Here is a 20,166-nt window from a genome sequence, read left to right on the forward strand (position 1 = left end):
GTCGGCGATCAGGGCGTGGCGGAATCGTGAACCCGAGAACACGGGAGTCCGGGGAGGGACCATGCAGGACGACTCGATCGCACCATTGCTGGAAAATGCCGCGCGGGGTGCCGAATGGGCCTGGCGCGACCTGGTCGCGCGCTATTCTTCGCTGATCCACTCGGTGTGCCGGCAGTTCCGGATCGGCGACGCGGACACCGAAGACATCAGCGGTGCGGTGTGGCTGCACCTCGTGTCGAACCTGGCGCGGATCCGCGAACCGGAGGCGCTGCCCGGGTGGCTGCAGACGACCACCCGGCACGAGTGCCTGCGGTTGCTGCGGCACCGGAACCGGCTCGTCCCGGCCGACGCCGGGCTGTTCGCCGAGTCGGCCGATCCCGCGCCCGACGCGGTGGTGATCGGAGCCGAGCGCCTGGTCGCCGCGCGCCGGGCGTGCGCCCAGCTGCCGCGGCGGGACCGGCGGCTGCTCGCGCTGTTGTTCGGCGACCCGCCGAAGTCCTACCAGGAAATCAGCGCGACGCTCGGTATCCCGGTCGGCTCGATCGGGCCGACGAGGGCCCGGTGCCTGGCCAGGGTCCGCACCTCGCCGGCCATCGCGGCGCTGCTCGCCGAGGACCGGCAGGATTTCCGTGAACACCTCCCGCAGAGCAAGCGGGCCACGGCCTGATACCTCGGACACCGTATAACGACGTAGCCGGCGCGCGGTGGGTTCCCTCGGCGACGGCGTCCGCCGCCGTGCGACGATCTGGGGGAACCCCGATCCGACGAAGGAGCCTTGGACCTTGCCCTTGGTGCACGCGTTGTGGTCGCCGGGGCGGGGAGTGGTGCTCTGGGCGGAGCGCGATCGCCGGCCGGTGGGTACCTCGAGCCGGTCGGCGATGGTCGCGTTGTCGCATCCGTTCGCCGTTTCCAGTGCCGAGCTGACCGCGCTGCATCCCGGCAAGCCCACATCCGTGACCTTGCTGCTGCCGTCGCGTGCGAACCGGCCGCTTGCCTCCGCCGAGGCGACGGCGGGTGCCCGGCGGCGTGGCTCGGCGCCGTCCCTGCGGGCGTGGTCGGTGCCCGCCTTGGTGGTGGACGCCGCCGAGCTGGAGGACCTCGACGACGCGGCCTCGTACGGGGCCTCCGTCGCCTACCTGCGGGCCGTCAGCCGGCTGGCCGCGGATCTGGTGCGGCGGGGGCGGGTGCTGCCGACCCTGGTCCGGCGGGGAGACGTCGCGGAGGCCCGGTGGCGTCCGGTGCTCCAGGGCGTGGACTTCGTCGCCTTCGACGCGCTGGTGGCGGCCATGCCGCCGGTGGGGCGGGCTGAGCAGGTCGCCGGGGCCTCGTCGCGCGCGCTCGTCACCGATGCCCTCCACGTCCTGGTCGATGCGGCCGTCCGGGACCGGCTGGCGCGGGCGGAGCCGCCCGTCGACCTGGGTCGGGGGCAGGGGGCGGCGGGGGTGTGGCTGGCCGCGTTGCAGGGTGGTGCGGCCCGGGTCGAGCTGCCGCTGGACGAGCTTCGCGTGGTGGCTGACGCCGTCGCGAAGTGGGACGAGGTCGCCGATACCGACGTCGTCGACGGCCGAGCGTGTTTCCGGCTGGCCGAAACCGCCACGCTGCGCGGGGCCGACGAGGACGATCCCGACGACCAGACCGGCGACGGCACCAAGTGGCAGCTGCGGTTCCTCCTGCGCTCGACGGCCGATCCGAGCCTGCTGCTGGACGCCGGGCAGATCTGGGCGGGCGAGGCGCACGGGCTGGTCCGGGACCCGAAGGGGCTGCTCGTCGCCGAGCTGGGGCGGGCGGCGCTCGTGGAACCGATGCTGGCGCCGGCGTTGCGGCGGACCCGGCCGTCCGAGTACGACCTGACCGTCGAGGAAGCCGAGCGGTTTCTCGCCGAGGGCGCGACCCGGCTGGTCGAGGCCGGGTTCGAAGTGCAGCTCCCGGCCACCTGGGACGGGAGGCGACGGCTCGCGCTGCGGCTTTCCGTCCGCAGCACGCCGTCCGAGCAGGTCGTGGCCCGCAGCCGGGTGGGCCGGGACGAGCTGGCCGCCTTCCGCTGGTCGATCGCCGTGGGCGACGCCGAGATCGGCGAGGAGGAGCTGGCCAGGCTCGTCGCCGCGAAGTCACCGCTGGTGCGGCTGCGGGGGAGGTGGGTCAGCGTCGACGCCGACCGCCTCCGCGCCGGACTCGAGTTCCTGCGCCGCGACCCGCACCGGCGGAACCGGCGGCCGACGGCGGCCGAGCTGCTGGAACTCGTCCGCGGTGGGCAGGAGACACCGCTTCCCGTCACCGACGTCAGCGCCGACGGCTGGGTCGGCGACGTCCTGGCCGGGCGCGTCCAGCAGACGCTGCAGCGGGTCGAGCTGCCGCCGTCGTTCCGGGCCACGCTGCGGCCCTACCAGCAGCGGGGTGTCGCGTGGCTGGCGTTCATGTCGGCGCTGGGGCTGGGTGCGTGCCTGGCCGACGACATGGGACTCGGCAAGACCGTCCAGACCCTGGCGCTCGAGGCCGTCGAGCGGGCCGGCGGTGAACGCCGTCCGACGTTGGTGCTGTGCCCGATGTCCCTGGTCGGCATGTGGCAGCGGGAGGCGGCGAACTTCGCGCCCGGCCTGCGTGTCCACGCCCACCACGGCGGCGCCCGCGCGCACGGGGACGCGCTCGCCGAGCGGGTCGCCGCGGCCGACCTCGTCGTCACGACCTACGCCACCGCCACCCGCGACGCCGACGAACTCGAGAAGTTCGCGTGGCGACGCCTCGTGCTCGACGAAGCGCACGCGATCAAGAACGCCGACACCGCGACGGCCAGGGCGGTGCGCCGGTTCCCGGCCGGGCACCGGCTCGCGCTGACCGGCACCCCGGTCGAGAACCGGCTGGCGGACCTGTGGTCGGTGCTGGACCTGCTCAACCCCGGGCTGCTCGGCAGCCGGTACGAGTTCCGGCACCGGTTCGCGGCCCCGATCGAGCGCGGCGGCGACACCGCCACGGCCGCCGCGCTGCGCCGGCTCACGCAGCCGTACCTGCTGCGGCGCGTCAAGACGGACCCCGCGATCGTCCCCGAGCTCCCGGAAAAGCTCGAAATCACGCAGGAGTACCGGCTCACCCGCGAACAGGGCACGCTCTACAGCGCGATCGTCGACGAGATGATGAAGAAGATCGAGGACAGCCAGGGCATCAAGCGCCGCGGCCACATCCTCGCCGCCATCACGAAGCTCAAGCAGGTCTGCAACCACCCCGCGCACCTGCTGCACGACGGGTCCCCGATCGGGCGCCGCTCCGGCAAGGTCAGCCGCCTCGAAGAGATCCTGGCGGAAATCCTGGCCTCGGGCGATCGGGCGCTGTGCTTCACGCAGTACACCGAATTCGGGCACCTGCTCGTACCCCACCTGTCGGACCGGCTCGGTGCCGAAGTCGCGTTCCTGCACGGTGGACTGGCGAAGGGGGCGCGCGACGCCCTCGTGGAGCGCTTCCAGTCCGGTGCCGGGCCGCGGATTCTGGTGCTGTCTCTCAAAGCCGGCGGTTCGGGGCTCACGCTGACCGCCGCCGGCCACGTCCTGCACCTGGACCGCTGGTGGAACCCGGCCGTGGAGAACCAGGCCACCGACCGGGCGTTCCGGATCGGGCAGGGCCGCACCGTCCAGGTCCGGAAGTTCCGGTGCCCGGGCACCATCGAGGACCGCATCGACACCCTGATCACCAGGAAACGCGCGCTCGCGGGCATGGTGGTGGGCGAAGGCGAAAGCTGGCTCACCGAACTGTCCACGGACGCGCTGCGCGGCGTCTTCACACTGGGGGAGGATGCGATCGATGAATGAGCCACTCCCGTGGTGGGCGACCCGGTTCATCCGGGCGTCGACGGCGATCGGCGTCCTGCTGCCCGCGCAGGGCCGAGGGCGCGTCGAGTCCCTGGCGGTCGGCGCCGGGCGTGTCGACGCCGTGGTGCGGGACGGCCGGCCGCACGAGGTGCGGATCGGGCTGACGGCGTTCGGGAAGACGGACTGGGCCGTGATCACGCACGCCCTCGCCGCGAAGGCGTCGCTGACGGTGCAGCTGCTCGGGGGAGAGTTGCCCCGCGACGTGGAACAGACCTGCAAAGCGGTCCGGCTGCCCTTGTTCCCGTCGTCGGCGCGGGAGGTGTCGCTGGACTGCACCTGCGCGGACGCCGAGGTGCCGTGCGGGCACCTGAACGCCGTGTTCTCCGCGCTCGTGGCGCGGGTCGCCGAGGACCCGTTCACCATCCTCGCGTTGCGCGGCCGGAGCCGGGAAGCGTTGCTCGAGGAGCTGAAGAACCGGCTCATCTCCGCCGAGCCGCTCGACGCCGACGACGGGTCCGCGGCCCTGACCGACGTGATGGACACCTTCTTCGACTCCGGTGCGGCCCCCGGTCTGGGTGGCGCGGCACCGTTGCACAGCCCGGGAACGCCGGTCGACTCGGTGCTGGACCAGGCCCCGCCGTTCGCGATCACGGTGGGCGGCGACGACGTCGCCGAGGTGCTGCGGCCGGTCTATCGGGCGCTCGCCGAATAGCCCGGCGGCGGGGCGTGGAGAGCATCCACGCCCCGTCGCCGTCGCCGGGATCAAGGAAGCTGGGCCACCTCCGCGTCCGTCAGGGCCTTCCCTGCGACGTGGACGTCGTCGACCGCGCCGCTCCAGAAGTCGACGTTGCGGCCGTCGTACTTGGCGCGGCCGACCGTGAACGCGCCCGTGCTGATCAGCGCCGGGCCGGCCGGGGCCGTCGCGACCTTCACGCCGTCCACGTAGAGCCGGATTTCGTTGCCCGCTCGGACACCCGTCAGCCGGTACCAGCGGCCGATCTCCGGCACGACCTCGTGGCGGGCCCGGTTGCCGCCCGGGGTGCTGAACGCGAACGCGCCCTGCCCGTACTGCAGGTAGAACGGGCTTTCCTGGGCGCGGCCGTCCTGGCTCACCGCGGTCGCGTAGTTGCCGGGCAGCTGGTCGAGCCGCACCTTCGCGGACACCGTGTAGTCGCCGGTGGTGTCGACGACCGGGCCGTAGGTGTCGGCCGAGCCACCGGAGAACTGCAGCGCGCCGTCCTTGAAGGTCGCGCCGGCCGGGGTGAGCGTCAGCGGGTTGTTGCCGCCGCTCGAGTCCTTCGCGGTCGTTCCCCCGCGCTCGTCGAGGGTCCAGTCGCCCTTGCCCGCGTACGGGTAGGGCTTGCCCGCGTCGGCGCCGGCCTCGATCACGCGCCGGTTGATCTCGCGGACCGGGCCGGGATCGACCTTGATGCGCTTGCGGTCGTACGTCCAGAGCCCGTTGAGCTCGCCTTCCAGGTCGGTGACCTGCGTGTAGACCGACGCGGACAGCTCGGCCCTGGCCTGCCCGAGGTAGAACGTACGGGTGTTGTCGACGTACTTCGCCGTCAGCGCCGCCTTGTCCGCCACCCCGCTGTAGATCGCGATCGGCGCACCCGGCCACTGGTGACCCGGCGTGCGGAGCGTGAAGCCGCCGTGCTCGCCGTCCATCGCGACGCGCTTGCCGTCGGAGTGGGCGGGGTCGGTGTTGTTGTAGTCGTGGTGGTCGATGACGTCGCCCGCGCCCGAGTCACCCTTGGACGCGCAGCAGTTCACCCCGCTGTGGGCGTTGACGATCCGGCTCGGGTCCGCGGCCTTGACCTGGTCGGTGATCCGGCCGGTGGCGGCCTTGTCCCACTCGCCCCAGCCCTCGTTGAACACGATCCAGGCGTAGACGGACGGGTTGTTCTGCAGCTGGTGCATCTCTTCGAGGCCCTGGCTGAGCCACGCCTGCTGCGCCGCGGGGTTGGTGCCGTCGTCGACGGACACGAAGTCCTGCCACACCAGCAGGCCCAGCTGGTCCGCGTGGTAGTACCAGCGGGCCGGCTCGACCTTGATGTGCTTGCGGACGGCGTTGAAGCCGAGGTCCTTCTGCGCCTTCAGGTCGAAGACGAGGGCGTCGTCGCTCGGCGCGGTGTTCAGGCCGTCCGGGTAGAAGCCCTGGTCCAGCTGCATCAGGGAGAAGAACGGCTTGCCGTTGAGCGTCAGCTTGGGGACGCCGTTGACGTTCGTGATGCCGGTGGAGCGCATGCCGAAGTAGCTCTTGACCTGGTCGCCGCCCAGCTTGATCTCCAGCTGGTACAGGTACGGGTCGTCCGGTGTCCACAGGTGCGGGTTCGGCACTGCCAGCTTCAGGTTCGCGTTCGCCGGTCCGCTGACCGTGCCGACCTGACGGCCGCGCGCGTCCTTGGCGACCGCCGTGACGGTGGCGTTGCCCGCGGACTTGACCGTCAGCGCCAGCGAGTTCGTGGTGAGGTCGGGCGTCGTCTTGATTTCGTCGATGCCCTTGTCCGCCACCGGTTCCATCCACACCGTCTGCCAGATGCCCGACGACGGGGTGTAGAAGATGCCGCCGGGGTTGGGGGACTGCTTGCCCTTGGGCTGGTACGGGCCGGTCGTGTCGGTGACGGCGACGACGATCTCCTGCTCGTCACCGCGCTTGAGCGCGTCGGTGATGTCGGCGCTGAACGCCAGGTAGCCGCCGGTGTGCTCGGCGACGAGGCGGCCGTTCACCCAGACCTTGGCCTGGTAGTCGACCGCGCCGAAGTTGAGCTTGAGGCGCTGCCCGCCGCCGATCTTCCAGTCCCGCGGGACGGTGACCGTGCGGCGGTAGAACATGTGGTCCTCGTGCCGTTCGAGCCCGGAGAGCTGCGACTCGATCGGGTAGGGCACGACGACCTTCTCGGGCAGCTTCTTGCCGAACGTCGGCTGCTGGCCTTCCTGGGCGGCCGAGAACTCCCACGGGCCGTTGAGGTTGACCCACTTCTCGCGCTCGAGCTGCGGCCGCGGGTACTCCGGCAACGGGTTGCGCGGGTCGACGTTCTCGCCCCACGGCGTCTTGAGCCGTTCGGTCGACGCGTTCGTGACGGTGCGCCCGGTCTTGCCGATCTTCGTGCCGTTCACCGCGAGCGCGCCCGCCCCGTCGTAGTAGACGGTGACGCGCTGGCCCTTCAGCACCCGCTCGGCCAGCTGGATCGTGGCCCGGTCGCGGCCGGCCGTGATCGACGCGATCGGCATCGGCGTCGCGTCGACCTCGATCAGCAGGTGATCCTTGAGGTCGTTCGTCCCCGAGACGCGGCCGTCGAAGCCGGCCGTGAGCGTGCGCCCGTCCTTGGCCACGTCGGCCGTGCGCGGCACGACGGCGAAGTCGGCCGGCGGCGTGAACGCCGACAGCGGCACGATCTGCTTCGCGATGCCCGCGCTCGACCAGCGCAGGAACATGTTGGCGCCGCCGGTGTCCTGGAACATCTCCAGCTTGAAGTCGTACTGCTTGCCGGCGGTCAGCGTCACCGGGGCGCTGGTCTGCTCGGAGTCCCAGTCCCCGACCCAGTGGTCGATCACCGGCGCGCCGTCGATGAACAGCCGGAACCCGTTGTCCCCGACGGCGTAGAACGTGTAGTCGCCGGTCTGCGGCACGGCGATCTGCCCGGACCACCGGGCGGTCGTGTGCTCGGTGCGCCCGGTGACCAGGCCGAAGACCGAGGTCAGGTCCGGGTGGTTGACCTCCGAATCGAGCGCGGTCCCGGCCAGGGTGGCGAAGTCGTGCGCGTCCGGCGTCGACGGCGTGAAGTACTCGGCCTTCAGGCCGTGCACGGGCTCGGCGGCACCTGCCGGCGGCGTTCCCGACGCCACGCCCACCGCCACGAGCAGGGCGAGGAGTACGGAAGCGGCTCTTCTCATCGGCGAGACCCTTCATTTTTACAACGTTGTAAAACGCTTCGGGAGAATCGAAGCAGACAAGTCGGACCGCTATCTACCGCCGAATGGCGGTATCTGGAGGGCCAACTGCCGACTCGCCCGCCTCGGACAGCCGCGGTCCGGGCTCGCTTCCGCGGTCTGCGGCGGCCCGTCGGCGAGGAAACTGGACCACAGAACTGTCCTTCTACTGGACCAATACGGTGGACCAGTTCGTCCTACGGTGAACGCATCACCGGCGGACGGATGGAGGAAGGTGCCCGATGAAGGCGATCGTGGTGACGGATCAGGCCGCGGGAACGGCCGGGATGACCTTGGCGGAGCGGCCCGAGCCGAACGCCGCGGAGAACGACGTTCTCGTCCGGGTGCACGCGTCGGGGTTCACGCCGGGCGAACTGACGTGGCCCTCGACCTGGACCGATCGGCGCGGCCGGGACCGGACACCGTCGGTCCCGGGGCACGAGCTGGCCGGCGTGGTCAGCGCGCTCGGCTACGGCACGACGGGCCTGTCGGTGGGCCAGCGCGTCTTCGGCCTCACGGACTGGACCCGCGACGGCACCCTGGCGGAGTACGCCGCCGTCGAGGCACGCAACCTCGCGCCGCTGCCGGCCGACATCGACTTCACCGTGGGCGCGAGCCTGCCGATCTCGGGCCTGACCGCGTGGCAGGGGCTGTTCGACCACGGCCGCCTCCAAGCGGGGCAGAGCCTCCTCGTGCACGGCGCGGCCGGCGGCGTCGGCTCGATGGTGACGCAGCTCGCGCGCGAAGCCGGCGCCCACGTCATCGGCACCGGACGGGCCGCCGACCGGCAGCCCGCCCACGACTTCGGCGCGGCGGAGTTCCTCGACCTCGACAACGACGCCCTCGACGACGTCGGCGTGGTCGACCTGGTCTTCGACGTCATCGGCGGAGACGCCGGAAAGCGGTCCGCGGGCCTGGTTCGCGCGGGCGGAACGCTGGTGTCCGTCGCCGGGCCGCCGGAGGTGCGCCCCGAGAACGGCCGGGCCATCGACTTCGTCGTCGTGGCCGACCGCGCTCAGCTGGGCGAGATCGCCCAGCGCGTGCGCGACGGGCGCCTCCGGACGGTCATCGGCACCGTCGCGTCCCTCGACGACGCCGTCGCCGCCTTCAACCCGGCCGAGCGGGCCACGGGAAAGACGGTCATCCGGGTTCGGTGACGAGCCCGGCCAGGCGTCCGTCGCGGACTTCCGTGGTCCGGTCGACCGCCGTGAGGTGGGTGCGGTCGTGGGTGACCAGGACCGTCGCCGTGGCCTGGTGGTGGGTGAGGTGCGTGATGAGCTCGATGACCGCCGCGCCGCGTTCGTGGTCCAGGGCGCTGGTGGGTTCGTCGACCAGGAGGACCGTCGGGTCGTTCATCAGCGCGCGGGCGATGTTAACGCGCTGGCGCTGGCCGCCGGAGAGCTGGTGCGGGCGGCGGCCGGCCTGGGGTGCCAGGCCGACGGCGTCGAGCAGGTCCAGTGCGCGGGCGCGGGCTTTCGCCGGGGACCGGCCGTCGATGCCCGCCATGACCTGGAGCTGTTCGGCCGCCGTGAGGGCGGGCAGCAGGTTGGGCTGCTGGAAGACGATCCCGATCTTGCGGCGGCGCAGGTCGGTGCGCTCGCGACGAGTCAGGTCGGTGGCCGTGGTGCCGTCGATGACGACCGTGCCGGAGTCGGGCGTGACGAGCGTGGCGGCGACGGCCAGCAGGCTGGACTTGCCCGAGCCCGAAGGCCCGACGACGGCGGTCAGGCTGCCGCGCGGGACGTCCAGGGTGACGCGGTCGAGCGCGGTGAGGCGGGTGTCGCCGTCGGGGTAGGTGAGGGTGACGTCGGTCAGGGTGAGGCTCATCGGGTGCTCCCCAGTGCGGTCAGCGGGTCGACGGCGGTGATGCGGCGGATCGCGAGCGCGGCGCCCAGCGCGCCGAGCACGACCATCACGGCGGCCGGGACGAGCACCGTGGCGGGCGTGAGGACGAAGGGGATCGCGGAGCCGGACAGGGCGGCGCCGAGCGCGGCGGCGAGCCCGGTGCCGGCGAGGGTGCCGCCCGCGAGCAGGACGACGGCCTGGCCCAGGGCGTCCTTGAGCAGGCCCGCCGTGGTCGCGCCCAGGGCCTTGAGGATCGCGACGTCGGCGCTGCGCTGGATGGTCCAGACGGTGAAGAAGGCGCCGATGACCAAGGCGGAAATCGCGAACAGGAAGCCCCGCATCAGCTGCAGCGAGCCGTTTTCGGACGGGTAGGAGCCGATCGCGGACAGCGAGTCCTCCCGGGAGACCGTCTTGGTCCCGGCCGCGTGGTCCGTGGCCGCGATGTCGGCGCCGGACGTGGTGCTCAGGGCGATGACGGTCGCGTCGCCGCCGGCCTGCGGGGTGATCGCCCGCCACGTCTCGAGCGTGGTCCAGACGACGGGGGTGTGGCTGAAGGAAGCGTCGCCGGCGACGGCGGCCACGCTCAGCCGCCGTCCGGCCAGGGTGACGTCGTCTCCGGGCCGGACGCCCAGGTCGGCGGCGGCCGTGCCGGACAGGACCACGGAATCCCCGCTGAGCTTGCCGCCGTCCGGGGCGAGCGCGGACCCGGGACGGACGCCGAAGGCCGAGACGCCGGCGCTCCGGTCACCGGCGGTGGCCTTGGTCGTGGTGATGCCCAGCGGTTCGGCGCCGGTGACGCCGGGGGCGGCGGCCCACTGCCGCACCTGCGTTCCGGTGACGGCGGAGTCCGAATAGGACAGTGCCTGGTCGCCGCTGGGGGCGGCGAAGGCGATCTTGTCGGCGGGCAGGCCGGTGACGGCGGAGACGTTCTGGCGCCCCAGCCCGGCAGTCAGCCCGGACAGCAGGCCGACCAGCAGGGTGATCAGCACGATGACGGTGCCCATCAGGGCGAAGCGCCCCTTGGCGAATTTCAGGTCTCTCCAGGCGACGAACATGGCTTCGATCGTCGTCGCGAACCGCCCGGGCGGCATCGGGCCGGGGATGGCACTTCCCGGGCCGGAGGACGGCGCGCCGGTTCCACCTTTCGATAGAGGTGGTTTTCGTCGCGGCTCCGTAGCCTGGAACGCACTGTGAACGCCGCTCCTGCCCTGACCCCGACCAGCCGGGTGCTGACCTGGTGCCTGCACCTGCTGCTCGTCGCCCTGCTCGGCTTGGCGGCGGTGCGGGCCGTGGCCGGGGGACAGCCCCGCGCGGGCGCGGTCGTCGCGGTGGCGCTCGCCTGCGGGCTGGTGTATGCGGCCGGACCCCTCCTGCCGCGGGTCCGCGCGTCCCGGCGGGCCGCCGCGGCGTGGCTGGGCGTGCTGAGCGCCGGGTGGCTCGTGCTGGTGGTGCTGACCGCCGACGGGGTGTGGGTCGCCTTTCCGCTGTACTTCCTGCAGCTGCACCTCTTGCCGCGCCGAGCCGGGCTGGCCGCGGTGAGCGCGACGGCGGTGGCCGCGATCGCCGCCTTCGCCGCGCACCAGGGCGCGTTCAGCCCGGCCGCCGCGATCGGCCCGGCGCTCGGTGCGGCCGTCGCCGTCGCCGTGGTGTGGGGATACCAGGCGCTGTACCGGGAAAGCGAGCGGCGGCGGCGCCTGATCGACGAGCTCACCGCGACCCGGGCCGACCTGGCCGAGGCCCAGCACGAAGCCGGGGTGCTGGCCGAACGGGAACGCCTGGCCCGCGAGATCCACGACACCCTCGCCCAGGGCCTGTCCAGCATCCAGCTGCTGCTGGCCGCGGCCGGCCGGTCGCTGCCCGAGACCGCGGGGAACGCCGCCCGCTACGTCGACCAGGCTCGGCAGGCCGCCGCGGACAACCTCGCCGAAGCACGCCGGTTCGTCGTCGCCCTGACGCCGCCGGCGCTCGACGACACCACGCTCGCCGGCGCCCTGGAACGCTTGTGCGCCACCACCGGCACGCGTCACCGGATCACCGCGCGCTTCCACCTCACCGGCGACGTGACGCCGTTGCCGACCGCGCACGAAGTCGCGTTGCTGCGCATCGCCCAAGCCGCCCTCGCCAACACCGTCCGCCACGCCGGCGCCACCGCGGCCGAGGTGACCTTGAGCTACCTCGGGGACGAGGTCGCGCTGGACGTCGTCGACGACGGTGCCGGCTTCGACCCCGGGAGCCTGCCGGCGTCCGACCCCGGCGAAGGCGGCTTCGGGCTGGCGGCGATGCGGGCCCGCACGCGAGCGCTGGGCGGCTCTCTCGCCGTCGAGTCGGTGCCCGGCGCAGGTACTTCCCTGGCCGCGAGGCTGCCCCTGGCCGACCGACGGGAGGCCCGTCCGTGACCGGCACCCCGATCCGCCTGCTCCTGGCCGACGACCACCCCGTGGTGCGCGCGGGCCTGCGCGCCGTGCTGGAGACCGAACCCGGTCTCGTCGTGGCCGCCGAAGCCGCGACAGCCGAAGAAGCCGTGGCCCGGGCCGCCGAAGGGGACATCGACGTCGTCTTGATGGACCTCCAGTTCGGCGCCGGGATGGGCGGCGCCGAAGCCACCGCGGCGATCACCGCCCGGCCGGGTGCGCCGCGCGTCCTGGTCGTCACCACCTACGACACCGACGCCGACACCCTGCCCGCCATCGAAGCCGGCGCCACCGGGTACCTGCTCAAGGACGCCCACCCCGACGACCTGGCCGCCGCGGTGCGGACCGCCGCGGCCGGGCGCACCACGTTGGCGCCGACGGTCGCCGACCGGCTCCTCGACCGGATGCGCCGGCCCGCCGTCGCGGTGACGCGGCGGGAGATCGAGGTGCTCACCCTGGTCGCCGACGGCCTGTCCAACCGGGCCATCGCGCAGCGCCTGCACCTCACCGAAGGCACGGTGAAGTCCCATTTGGCCCGCTGCTACACGAAGCTGGGCGTCGACTCGCGCACGGCGGCCGTCGCGACGGCCACCGACCTCGGCCTGATCCGCCGCTGACCCGGTTCGCGTGGTTTCGGCGAGGCGCGAAACCTCCCCGGGGCGGATGGCGCCGTGGTCACCGTGCCGAACGGGTCCCCGCTGGACTGCCCCGCGGTGGTGAAGAGGGGGACGAGCACGGCGGCGGCCAGTTCGGCGACGGCGGTCACGGCGGCGACCGGCAGCCAGCCGACCGGCGACCGGCGACCGGCGACCGGCGACCGGCAGAGCCTCAGCTTCTCCCGGCCGCTGCGCACCCGCGAGCCGGCGGCTGAGGGTTGCTGTTCTGCCATGCGGAAGTTAACCTCCGCAGAACGAAAACGCGGGAAGGTGGATGGCGAGCCTCGCGGCCCGGCATCGCTCGCTTCTACCGAGAGGCGGAACCAATGGTGAAGAGCACGGGTGAGGTGGCCACCCCGGGCCGGCCCGAGGACGAACGGCTCGGGATCGGCAAGAGTTTCGCCTACGGCATCCAGCACGTCCTGACGATGTACGGCGGGATCATCGCGCCCCCGCTGATCATCGGGGGCGCCGCCGGGGTCCCGGCCACCGAAATCGGGTTGCTCGTCGCGTCGTGCCTGTTCATCGGCGGGCTGGCGACGATCCTGCAGTCCTACGGCGTGCCGTTCTTCGGCTCCCGGCTGCCGCTGGTGCAGGGCACGTCGTTCGCCGGCGTGGCGACGATGACCGCGATCGTGGCCGACGGCGGGCTCCCCGCGGTGTTCGGTGCGGTGATCGCGTCCTCGGTGCTCGGCCTGCTCATCACGCCGCTGTTTTCCCGGCTGGTCAAGTACTTCCCGCCGGTGGTCACCGGCACGGTGATCACGGTGATCGGGCTCAGCCTGATGCCGGTCGCGGCCAAGTGGGCGATGGGCAACGACGCCAAGGCCCCCGGTTTCGGCTCGGTCTCGAACGTCGGCCTGGCCGCGATGACGCTGGCGATCGTGCTGCTGCTGAGCAAGATCGCCGTCCCCGCGATCTCCCGGCTGTCGATCCTCCTGTCGATCGTGGTCGGTACCGCCTTGGCCGCCGTGCTCGGCAAGGCCGACTTCTCCCAGGTCGGGCACGGGCCGATCTTCGCGGTGCCGGCCCCGTTCGGCTTCGGCGCGCCGACCTTCGACGTCGCCGCGATCGTGTCGATGTTCATCGTCATCCTGGTGACCCTCACCGAGACCACGGCCGACATCCTCGCGGTGGGCGAGATCGTGGACACGAAGGTCGGCAAGCGCCGGATCGGTGACGGCCTGCGCGCCGACATGGCGTCCTCGGCGATCGCGCCGATCTTCAACGGCTTCATCCAGAGCGCGTTCGCCCAGAACGTCGGCCTCGTCGCGATCACCGGGGTCCGGAGCCGGTTCGTGGTGACCGCCGGTGGCGGGGTCCTGGTGGTCCTCGGGATGCTCCCGGTCCTGGGCCGGGTGGTCGCCGCCATCCCGTACCCGGTCCTGGGCGGCGCCGGTCTGGTGCTGTTCGGCACGGTCGCGGCGTCCGGCATCAAGACATTGTCCAAAGTGGACTACAACGGCAACCTCAACCTGGTGATCGTCGCGGCTTCCGTCGGCCTGGGCATGGTCCCGATCGCGGTACCGGGGTTCTACGATCGCTTCCCGGCGTGGGTCGGCACGATCTTCCACTCGGGGATCAGCGCCGCAGCGCTCCTGGCCGTCGTGCTGAACCTGGTGTTCAACCACCTGAAGCCGGGCAAGGCGGGCAGCGAGCCGTCGGTGTTCGCGACCGCGACCCGGGTGATCGACTACTCCGACCTGAAGGTCCTGTCCCAGCTCGAGAACGGCGACAAGGTCGTCGACGGCAAGATCGTGGACGCGCAGGGCCGGCCGCTCCCGGTGCGGGACGCGGACGGCCGGCCGGTGCCCTACCGGCTCGGGGGCTGACGCACCGTCCGGGTGACGGCCGGTAGCGGCAAGGCGTCGCGCACCCCGGCCCTCAGTGCAGGCCGGGCGAAAACACGTCGTGGCCGGGAGGAGCAGCGGGTTCGGTGGTCATGAACAGGTCGAAGTCCGTGATCGTGAAGCCCGACGCGAGCAGGCGGGACACCGCGGGGTGCGTGGCGGGCAAGCACACCGACGCCGCTCGCCGCAAGGCCGTCAGCGCCGTCACCACCGCGGCGACGGCGTCGGCTCCGGGTGTGCCGCGCAGCCGGGTCAATCCGTACTGGTCGCCGCCACCGCCGAGGCAGCCCGCCGCGACGACGTCGCCGGCCGCTCGCACGACGAACGCGGCACCGCCCGGGCGGCCGGTCCAGTACTCGTAGCCGGCGCGGCGGTCGATGCCGGTGATCCGCGTTTCGGCGGCCGCCGCCCGGCCGGGGTCCGTGGCCTCGACGCGCCACCCGGCCGGCGGCGTGAGGTCCGCCGGGTCGCCGTGGAGGAAGAGCAGCGGCCAGGTGGCCGCCAGGCCGCGGCGGCTGTAGGCCGCGATGGCCCGGGGATCCCGGGAGCTGAACGTCATCCGGGGCACGCCGGGCGCGAAGACCTCGTCGAGCAGCGCACCGCCGATGCCCTCGCCTTGCGCGCCGGGCACGACGAACGCGTCGGTGAGCATGGTGCGGCCGCCGACCGGGATCGTGGCGGCGTACCCGAGCACCTCCGCGGCGTCGGCCACCACGACCCGCCCGTGCGCCGCGAGGTGCCGGACGTAGGCCGGATCGGCGCCGGTCTCGTGCGGGCCCAGTCCGCTCCGGTCCGCCACGCGCGCGATGCCCGCCAGGTCGGCCGGAACCGCCGTCCGCACGGTCCACTCGCGCGTCACGCGCCGTGCCAGTCGCGGAAGGCGCCGAGCACGGCGTCACGGGTTTCGGGGGAGAGGGTTTCCGGTGGCAGGCGCCCGAGTTCCCGGATAGTCGTGCGGAACTGGTCGAGGTAGCGTTCGCAGCCTTCGCAGAGCGCGAGGTGCTCGGCGAAGCGGGCTTCGGTGGCGGGATCGAGGGCGTTGTCGAGGTACGCCGTGACGAGTTCGACGAATTCGTCGCAGTTCACGTCTTCGCCCCCGTCGCCAGGTACTCCGCCAGCCGCTCCCGCACGGCGGCCCGGGCCCGGTGCAGCAGGACGCGCTGGTTGGCCGCCGAGATCCGCAGCATCGCACAGACCTCTTCGGCGGTGTGGTCCCCGATGTCGCGCAGGCTCAGCACCGCGCGCTGCCGGGCGGGGAGCTCGTCGAGCACGGTGGTGATCACCTGGCGGACCTCGAGGTCGAGCGCGGTGTCTTCCGGCGACGGCCACGCGGCCGGGGCTTCGCGCCAGTGGCCGGGGTAGCGGCCGCCGGCGTCCTGGAACCGGGCGGGGTCGACGGTCGGGCCGTGGTCCTCGTCCGAGGGCAGGACACTGGTCCAGGGCACGCTCCGGCGTTCGGTGACGCCCCGTTTCTTGGCCGTGTTGACCAGGATCCGGAAGACCCAGGTCCGGAACGCCGACCGGCCCTCGAACCCGCCGACACCCTTGAGGACGGCCAGCCAGGTCTCCTGGACGACTTCTTCGGCGGAAGCGTGGGTCGACACGAACGAGCGCGCCAGCCGGAGCATGGGCGCGGACCACGCGTCGAGCACCGCGGCGAACGTCGCGTCGTCGCCCCGCCGGACGGCGGCGACCAGCTCGTCGTCCGGCGGCAGGGTCGTCACCAGGCGAATATATCCGCGGCAGGCGGGCAAAAGGATGACCGTCACCTTACGGCCGCCTCCTTCCGGCGGCGCAGCAGCGACAGGGCGCCCGCCGGGAAGACGAGCACGGACAGCAGGCCCGCGCACACGAGCCCGGCGGCGGTCGCCGGGGACACCGACCCGGTCAGCACGCCGATCTGGGACACGGTGACCAGGAACGGCAACGACGTCGCCTGCAGCAGGGCCGCCGCGGCCGCCGGGCGCCGGCCGAACTCCCGGGCGTACGACAATGCCGGGACGCCACGGGCGATCAGCAGCGCCACGAGGAACAGCGGGACTCGCGCCAGCGCCGCGGGATCGGCCAGCAGCCCGGCGAGGTCCAGCCGCAGCCCGCTGGCGACGAAGAAGACCGGGATCAGGAAGCCGTAGCCGATGGCGTCCAGTTTCGCCCGGAACCGCGGGTGCGAGGCGGTGTCCCGGTCGAGCAGCCCGACCACCGCGCCGGCCAGGAACGCGCCGAGGATGCTTTCAAGCCCGAACGCCTCCGCGAGCGCGACGAACGCGACCAGCAGCACCACCGCGGCGCGGACCCGGATCTCGGCCGTGGTGTCCTGCAGCGTGGTCAGGGTCGCGCCCAGCCGGCGCGACTTCCCGGCCAGCGACACCACGACCGCCGTCGCCGCGACCAGCAGCGCGAACGCCGCCAGCAGCACGACGCGCCCGCCGGTGCTGCCCCCGGACGCCGAGAACAGCAGTGACAACAGCACGACGGCGGCGAAGTCGGCGACCGAGCAGGCGGCGATGACCGCCTGCCCGAGTGCGCTCCCGGCCTGGCCGGCGTCCTTGAGCACCGGGACGACCAGGCCGAGCGACGTCGCCGAGAGCGCCACGGCGATCAGGAGCGGGCTCTTCACCCAGCCCGCCGCACCGAACGCGGATCCGGCGGCCAAGCCGAGCACGAGGGTGGCGCCGTAGCCGAGCAGGGCCGTCCGCAGCGCCCGCCCGCGCAGGCGGTGCACGTCGATCTCGAGCCCGGCCAGGAACAGCAGGAACGCCAGGCCGAGCAGAGCGGCGATCCGCACCGGCACGTCGGCGTCGACCCAGCCCAGCACCGACGGCCCGGCGACGATCCCGAGCACGATCTCCAGCACGACCGCCGGAACGCGCGGTTTCGGCACGAGCGCCGTCACCAGGGGCGCGACGAGCGCGATCGCGGCCACCGCGAACAGGTTCACGAACTCGACGCCGGGCACGGCAGGCTCAGCGGTATTCGGGGTTGGCGAAGTCGAAACGGCAGCCGGCGTCCCATTCGCTGCGCTGGTTGCCGTGCGCCGGGATGCCGCCCGCGTCCTTGAGCAGCCGGGCCAGGTGCAGCAGGTTCCAGGTCATGAACGTCGTGTTGCGGTTGGTGAAGTCGTTCTCCGGCCCGCCGGAGCCGGGGTCCAGGTAGGACGGTCCGGGTCCGGCCTCGCCGATCCAGCCGGCGTCGGCCTGCGGCGGGATGGTGTAGCCGAGGTGCTGGAGGCTGTAGAGGACGTTCATGGCGCAGTGCTTGACGCCGTCTTCGTTGCCGGTGATCAGGCAACCGCCGACGCGGCCGTAGTAGGCGTACTGCCCGGCGTCGTTGAGCAGGTGCGAGCAGGCGTAGAGGCGTTCGATGACCTGTTTGGTGACGGAACTGTTGTCGCCCAGCCAGATCGGGCCCGCGATGACGAGGATGTCGGCGGCCATGACCTTCGCGTAGAGGGCGGGCCACTCGTCGGTTTCCCAGCCGTGCTCGGTCATGTCGGGCCAGACGCCGATCGCGATGTCGTGGTCGATCGCCCGGACGACTTCGACGGCGACGCCGTTCTTTTCCATGATCCCGCGGCTGACGTCGATCAGCCCTTCGGTGTTGCTGCGCTCGGGGGACCGCTTGAGCGTGCAGTTCACGAACAGCGCGCGCAGGTCGTCGTACTTCGGCATGGTTTTCCTTCCGGTCAGAGGAGTTCGGCGTCCTGTTCGACGCAGAGCAGGGCGGGTCCGGCGGTGGCGAAGAGCGTGGTCATGGCGTCCTCGAGCTGGTCGCGGGCGGTGACGCGGATGCCCGTGGCGCCGCACAGTTCGGCGTAGGCGGCCCAGTCGGGGTTGCGCAGCGAGGTCTGCCAGACCGGGTAGTCCCCGGCCAGCTGTTCCTTGCTGATCTTGCCGAGCGCGTTGTTGTTCAGCAGGACGTGCTTGACCGGGATGCCGTACTTGACGGCCGTGGTGAGCTCGGTGGCGTACTGGCCGAACCCGCCGTCGCCGGTGACCGCGACGATCGGGCGGTCCGGTGCGCCCGCCCAGGCGCCGAGCGCGGCCGGGTAGCCGAACCCGATCGAGCCGAGGTAGCCCGACATCAGCACCGGCTGGCCCTGCGACTCGAGGTAGCGGCCGAGGGAGTAGGCGTGGTTGCCGACGTCGACGGTCACCACGGCGTCGGCGGGCAGGTGCCGCGACAGGGCGTCGAACACCGCCGCCGCGGCCACCCCACGGCCCCGGTCGTCGGCCGCACGGCGGGCCTTCTCCGCGCGCCAGATCTCCCAGCGCGCGGCGACGTCGGGGCGCTGGTCCTCGGCCTTCGTCTCGCCGAGCGCGGCGCTCAGCGCCGACAGCGTGAGCCGGGCGTCCCCGAGCAACGACGTCGTGACCGCGTCGAAGCGGCCGATCGCGGCCGGCTCGTCGTCGATCTGCAGGATCGGCTTGTAGGCGGCGATTCCGGTGTGGTCGGAGAAGGACGCGCCGACGACGATCAGCAGGTCGGCCTCGTTCATCAGCCAGCTCGCCACCGGTGTGCCGCTGCGCCCGAGCACCCCGGCGCCCAGCGGGTGGGTGTCCGGGACCAGGCCCTTCGCCTTGAACGTCGTGAGCACGGGCGCGGTGAGCGCCTCGGCCAAGGACCGGACTTCGGTTTCGGCGCCCCGCGCGCCGTGCCCGGCGATCACCACCGGGCGGCGCGCGCCGCGGACCAGCGCCGCGGCGGCCTCGACGGCGGAGTCCTCCGGCCGGATCCGGCGGCCGGCCGTGCGACCGTCCGGAGTGGACGCGGGCGCGTCGCTCGGCCGGACCTGGACTTCGTCGGGCAGCACGAGGTGCGCGACCCCGCGGCGGTCGACCGCGTGCTTGACCGCCAGCGCGGCGAGTTCGGCGTGGTCGCTGCCACTGTGGACGGTCGTGGTCGACACGGCGACATCGCGGAACACCGCGGACAGGTCGACGTCCTGGAACGCGCCGCGGCCGAGCACCTTCGACGGCACCTGACCGGAGATCGCGAGCACCGGCGCGCCGTCCAGCTTCGCGTCGTACAGCCCGGTGAGCAGGTTCGTCGAGCCGGGACCGGCGATCGCGAAGCACGCCGCCGGCCGGCCGGTCAGCTTGCCGTACGCGCTCGCCGCGAACGCCGCCGCGCCCTCGTGCCGGATGCCGACGTAGGCGAGCTCGCCGCGGTCCTCGGCGCGGCGAAGCGCTTCGGCGAACCCGAGGTTCGAGTGCCCGACCATGCCGAACACGTGGGTCACGCCCCAGGCCACGAGCGTCTCGACCAGCACGTCCGCGACCGTGCGCACGGCCTTCGCCGGTTCCGGCAGCCGGACGAACACGCCGTCTTCGCGCTGCTCGACCGAGTAGGTCGCGACGCCGTCGGAAAACCCCTCCGGTGGCAGCCCGGAGATCGGGTCGTAGTCGTAGCCGTGCCACGGGCAGCGCAGCAGGCCCTTCTCGATCGACCCCTCGCCGAGCGGGCCGCCCTGGTGCGGGCAGCGGTTCTCCAGCGCGCCCAGCCGCTCACCGCAGCGGGACAGCGCGACGCTGCGGCCGCCGACCGTGACGCTGCGGACCCGGCCGTCCGCCGGCACGTCCGCCGGGTCGACCCGGTGCCAGCCGTTGTCCGTCATGTAACGCCTCCCAGGCTCGGGCACACTGTGCCGTCGAAACAGTGGTGACGGCAGACTCAG

The 20,166-nt window shown here is 72.7% G+C and carries 16 protein-coding genes; 7 read left to right on the plus strand and 9 right to left on the minus strand.

Annotation, left to right across the window (positions count from 1 at the left end; all coding sequences use genetic code 11):
* Positions 1–61: 61 nt before the first annotated feature.
* The 3 genes from ACYVLJ_RS25045 to ACYVLJ_RS25055 all read left to right on the plus strand — a co-directional run bounded on the left by ACYVLJ_RS25045 (position 62) and on the right by ACYVLJ_RS25055 (position 4,509).
* Entirely contained in the window at positions 62–667 is a 606-nt protein-coding gene (locus ACYVLJ_RS25045) for an RNA polymerase sigma factor (RefSeq protein ID WP_460440573.1), read from the plus strand.
* 115 nt (positions 668–782) lie between these two features.
* The gene (locus ACYVLJ_RS25050; RefSeq protein WP_460440574.1) at positions 783–3,797 is read left to right on the plus strand and encodes an SNF2-related protein; all 3,015 of its coding nucleotides are present in this window, start codon (positions 783–785) and stop codon (positions 3,795–3,797) included.
* Positions 3,790–4,509, plus strand: a complete 720-nt coding sequence (locus ACYVLJ_RS25055; protein WP_460440575.1) for an SWIM zinc finger family protein — start codon at positions 3,790–3,792, stop codon at positions 4,507–4,509. Before ACYVLJ_RS25050 ends, ACYVLJ_RS25055 begins: the two co-directional genes overlap by 8 nt.
* 50 nt (positions 4,510–4,559) lie before the next feature.
* Here the strand turns inward: ACYVLJ_RS25055 and ACYVLJ_RS25060 are convergent, their stop codons facing one another.
* A complete protein-coding gene (locus tag ACYVLJ_RS25060) occupies positions 4,560–7,694 on the minus strand; it encodes a PA14 domain-containing protein (RefSeq protein ID WP_460440576.1) in 3,135 nt (1,044 codons plus the stop codon).
* A gap of 278 nt (positions 7,695–7,972) precedes the next feature.
* Here ACYVLJ_RS25060 and ACYVLJ_RS25065 point away from each other — a divergent pair, with 278 nt between their 5' ends.
* Entirely contained in the window at positions 7,973–8,887 is a 915-nt protein-coding gene (locus ACYVLJ_RS25065; protein ID WP_460440577.1) for an NADP-dependent oxidoreductase, read from the plus strand.
* Here the strand turns inward: ACYVLJ_RS25065 and ACYVLJ_RS25070 are convergent.
* Positions 8,871–9,557 carry an ABC transporter ATP-binding protein gene (locus tag ACYVLJ_RS25070; RefSeq protein ID WP_460440578.1) on the minus strand — a complete coding sequence of 229 codons (687 nt, stop codon included), beginning with the start codon at positions 9,555–9,557 and terminating at the stop codon, positions 8,871–8,873. The genes ACYVLJ_RS25065 and ACYVLJ_RS25070 overlap by 17 nt on opposite strands.
* Complete coding sequence (locus ACYVLJ_RS25075; protein ID WP_460440598.1) at positions 9,554–10,630, minus strand: ABC transporter permease; 1,077 nt, start codon at positions 10,628–10,630, stop codon at positions 9,554–9,556. Before ACYVLJ_RS25075 ends, ACYVLJ_RS25070 begins: the two co-directional genes overlap by 4 nt.
* A 135-nt stretch (positions 10,631–10,765) precedes the next feature.
* On the opposite strand from ACYVLJ_RS25075, the gene ACYVLJ_RS25080 reads away from it, so the two are divergent.
* The 3 genes from ACYVLJ_RS25080 to ACYVLJ_RS25090 all read left to right on the plus strand — a co-directional run bounded on the left by ACYVLJ_RS25080 (position 10,766) and on the right by ACYVLJ_RS25090 (position 14,474).
* Complete coding sequence (locus ACYVLJ_RS25080) at positions 10,766–11,971, plus strand: sensor histidine kinase (protein ID WP_460440579.1); 1,206 nt, start codon at positions 10,766–10,768, stop codon at positions 11,969–11,971.
* Entirely contained in the window at positions 11,968–12,603 is a 636-nt protein-coding gene (locus ACYVLJ_RS25085) for a response regulator (protein ID WP_451983637.1), read from the plus strand. Before ACYVLJ_RS25080 ends, ACYVLJ_RS25085 begins: the two co-directional genes overlap by 4 nt.
* Positions 12,604–12,968: 365 nt before the next feature.
* Positions 12,969–14,474 (plus strand): nucleobase:cation symporter-2 family protein, encoded by a 1,506-nt coding sequence (locus tag ACYVLJ_RS25090; protein WP_460440580.1) that lies wholly within the window; start codon positions 12,969–12,971, stop codon positions 14,472–14,474.
* Between the two features lie 52 nt (positions 14,475–14,526).
* Here ACYVLJ_RS25090 and ACYVLJ_RS25095 read toward each other — a convergent pair whose 3' ends face one another.
* The 6 genes from ACYVLJ_RS25095 to ACYVLJ_RS25120 are packed head-to-tail and all read right to left on the minus strand — an operon-like array spanning position 14,527 to position 20,106.
* Entirely contained in the window at positions 14,527–15,351 is an 825-nt protein-coding gene (locus ACYVLJ_RS25095; RefSeq protein WP_460440581.1) for a GNAT family N-acetyltransferase, read from the minus strand.
* Positions 15,348–15,578, minus strand: coding sequence for an anti-sigma factor family protein (locus ACYVLJ_RS25100; RefSeq protein WP_460440582.1), 231 nt, complete (start codon positions 15,576–15,578; stop codon positions 15,348–15,350). Before ACYVLJ_RS25100 ends, ACYVLJ_RS25095 begins: the two co-directional genes overlap by 4 nt.
* Positions 15,575–16,216: an RNA polymerase sigma factor gene (locus tag ACYVLJ_RS25105; RefSeq protein WP_460440583.1), complete on the minus strand. Its 642-nt coding sequence runs from the start codon at positions 16,214–16,216 to the stop codon at positions 15,575–15,577. Before ACYVLJ_RS25105 ends, ACYVLJ_RS25100 begins: the two co-directional genes overlap by 4 nt.
* Positions 16,217–16,257: 41 nt before the next feature.
* Positions 16,258–17,448, minus strand: coding sequence for a cation:proton antiporter (locus ACYVLJ_RS25110; RefSeq protein WP_460440584.1), 1,191 nt, complete (start codon positions 17,446–17,448; stop codon positions 16,258–16,260).
* A gap of 7 nt (positions 17,449–17,455) precedes the next feature.
* On the minus strand, positions 17,456–18,160 hold the full coding sequence (locus ACYVLJ_RS25115) for a flavodoxin family protein (protein ID WP_451983649.1): 705 nt from the start codon (positions 18,158–18,160) through the stop codon (positions 17,456–17,458).
* 14 nt (positions 18,161–18,174) lie between these two features.
* Positions 18,175–20,106 carry a thiamine pyrophosphate-binding protein gene (locus ACYVLJ_RS25120; RefSeq protein ID WP_460440585.1) on the minus strand — a complete coding sequence of 644 codons (1,932 nt, stop codon included), beginning with the start codon at positions 20,104–20,106 and terminating at the stop codon, positions 18,175–18,177.
* Positions 20,107–20,166 lie beyond the last annotated feature (60 nt).

This window comes from Amycolatopsis stemonae, assembly GCF_054781455.1.

What these genes read in the sequence shown, in the direction of transcription:
- ACYVLJ_RS25045 (WP_460440573.1), top strand. Translation starts at nt 62, where the DNA reads ATGCAGGACGACTCGATCGCACCATTGCTGGAAAATGCCGCGCGGGGT.
- ACYVLJ_RS25055 (WP_460440575.1), top strand. Translation starts at nt 3,790, where the DNA reads ATGAATGAGCCACTCCCGTGGTGGGCGACCCGGTTCATCCGGGCGTCG.
- ACYVLJ_RS25060 (WP_460440576.1), bottom strand. Translation starts at nt 7,694, where the DNA reads ATGAGAAGAGCCGCTTCCGTACTCCTCGCCCTGCTCGTGGCGGTGGGC.
- ACYVLJ_RS25065 (WP_460440577.1), top strand. Translation starts at nt 7,973, where the DNA reads ATGAAGGCGATCGTGGTGACGGATCAGGCCGCGGGAACGGCCGGGATG.
- ACYVLJ_RS25070 (WP_460440578.1), bottom strand. Translation starts at nt 9,557, where the DNA reads ATGAGCCTCACCCTGACCGACGTCACCCTCACCTACCCCGACGGCGAC.
- ACYVLJ_RS25075 (WP_460440598.1), bottom strand. Translation starts at nt 10,630, where the DNA reads ATGTTCGTCGCCTGGAGAGACCTGAAATTCGCCAAGGGGCGCTTCGCC.
- ACYVLJ_RS25090 (WP_460440580.1), top strand. Translation starts at nt 12,969, where the DNA reads ATGGTGAAGAGCACGGGTGAGGTGGCCACCCCGGGCCGGCCCGAGGAC.
- ACYVLJ_RS25115 (WP_451983649.1), bottom strand. Translation starts at nt 18,160, where the DNA reads ATGCCGAAGTACGACGACCTGCGCGCGCTGTTCGTGAACTGCACGCTC.
- ACYVLJ_RS25120 (WP_460440585.1), bottom strand. Translation starts at nt 20,106, where the DNA reads ATGACGGACAACGGCTGGCACCGGGTCGACCCGGCGGACGTGCCGGCG.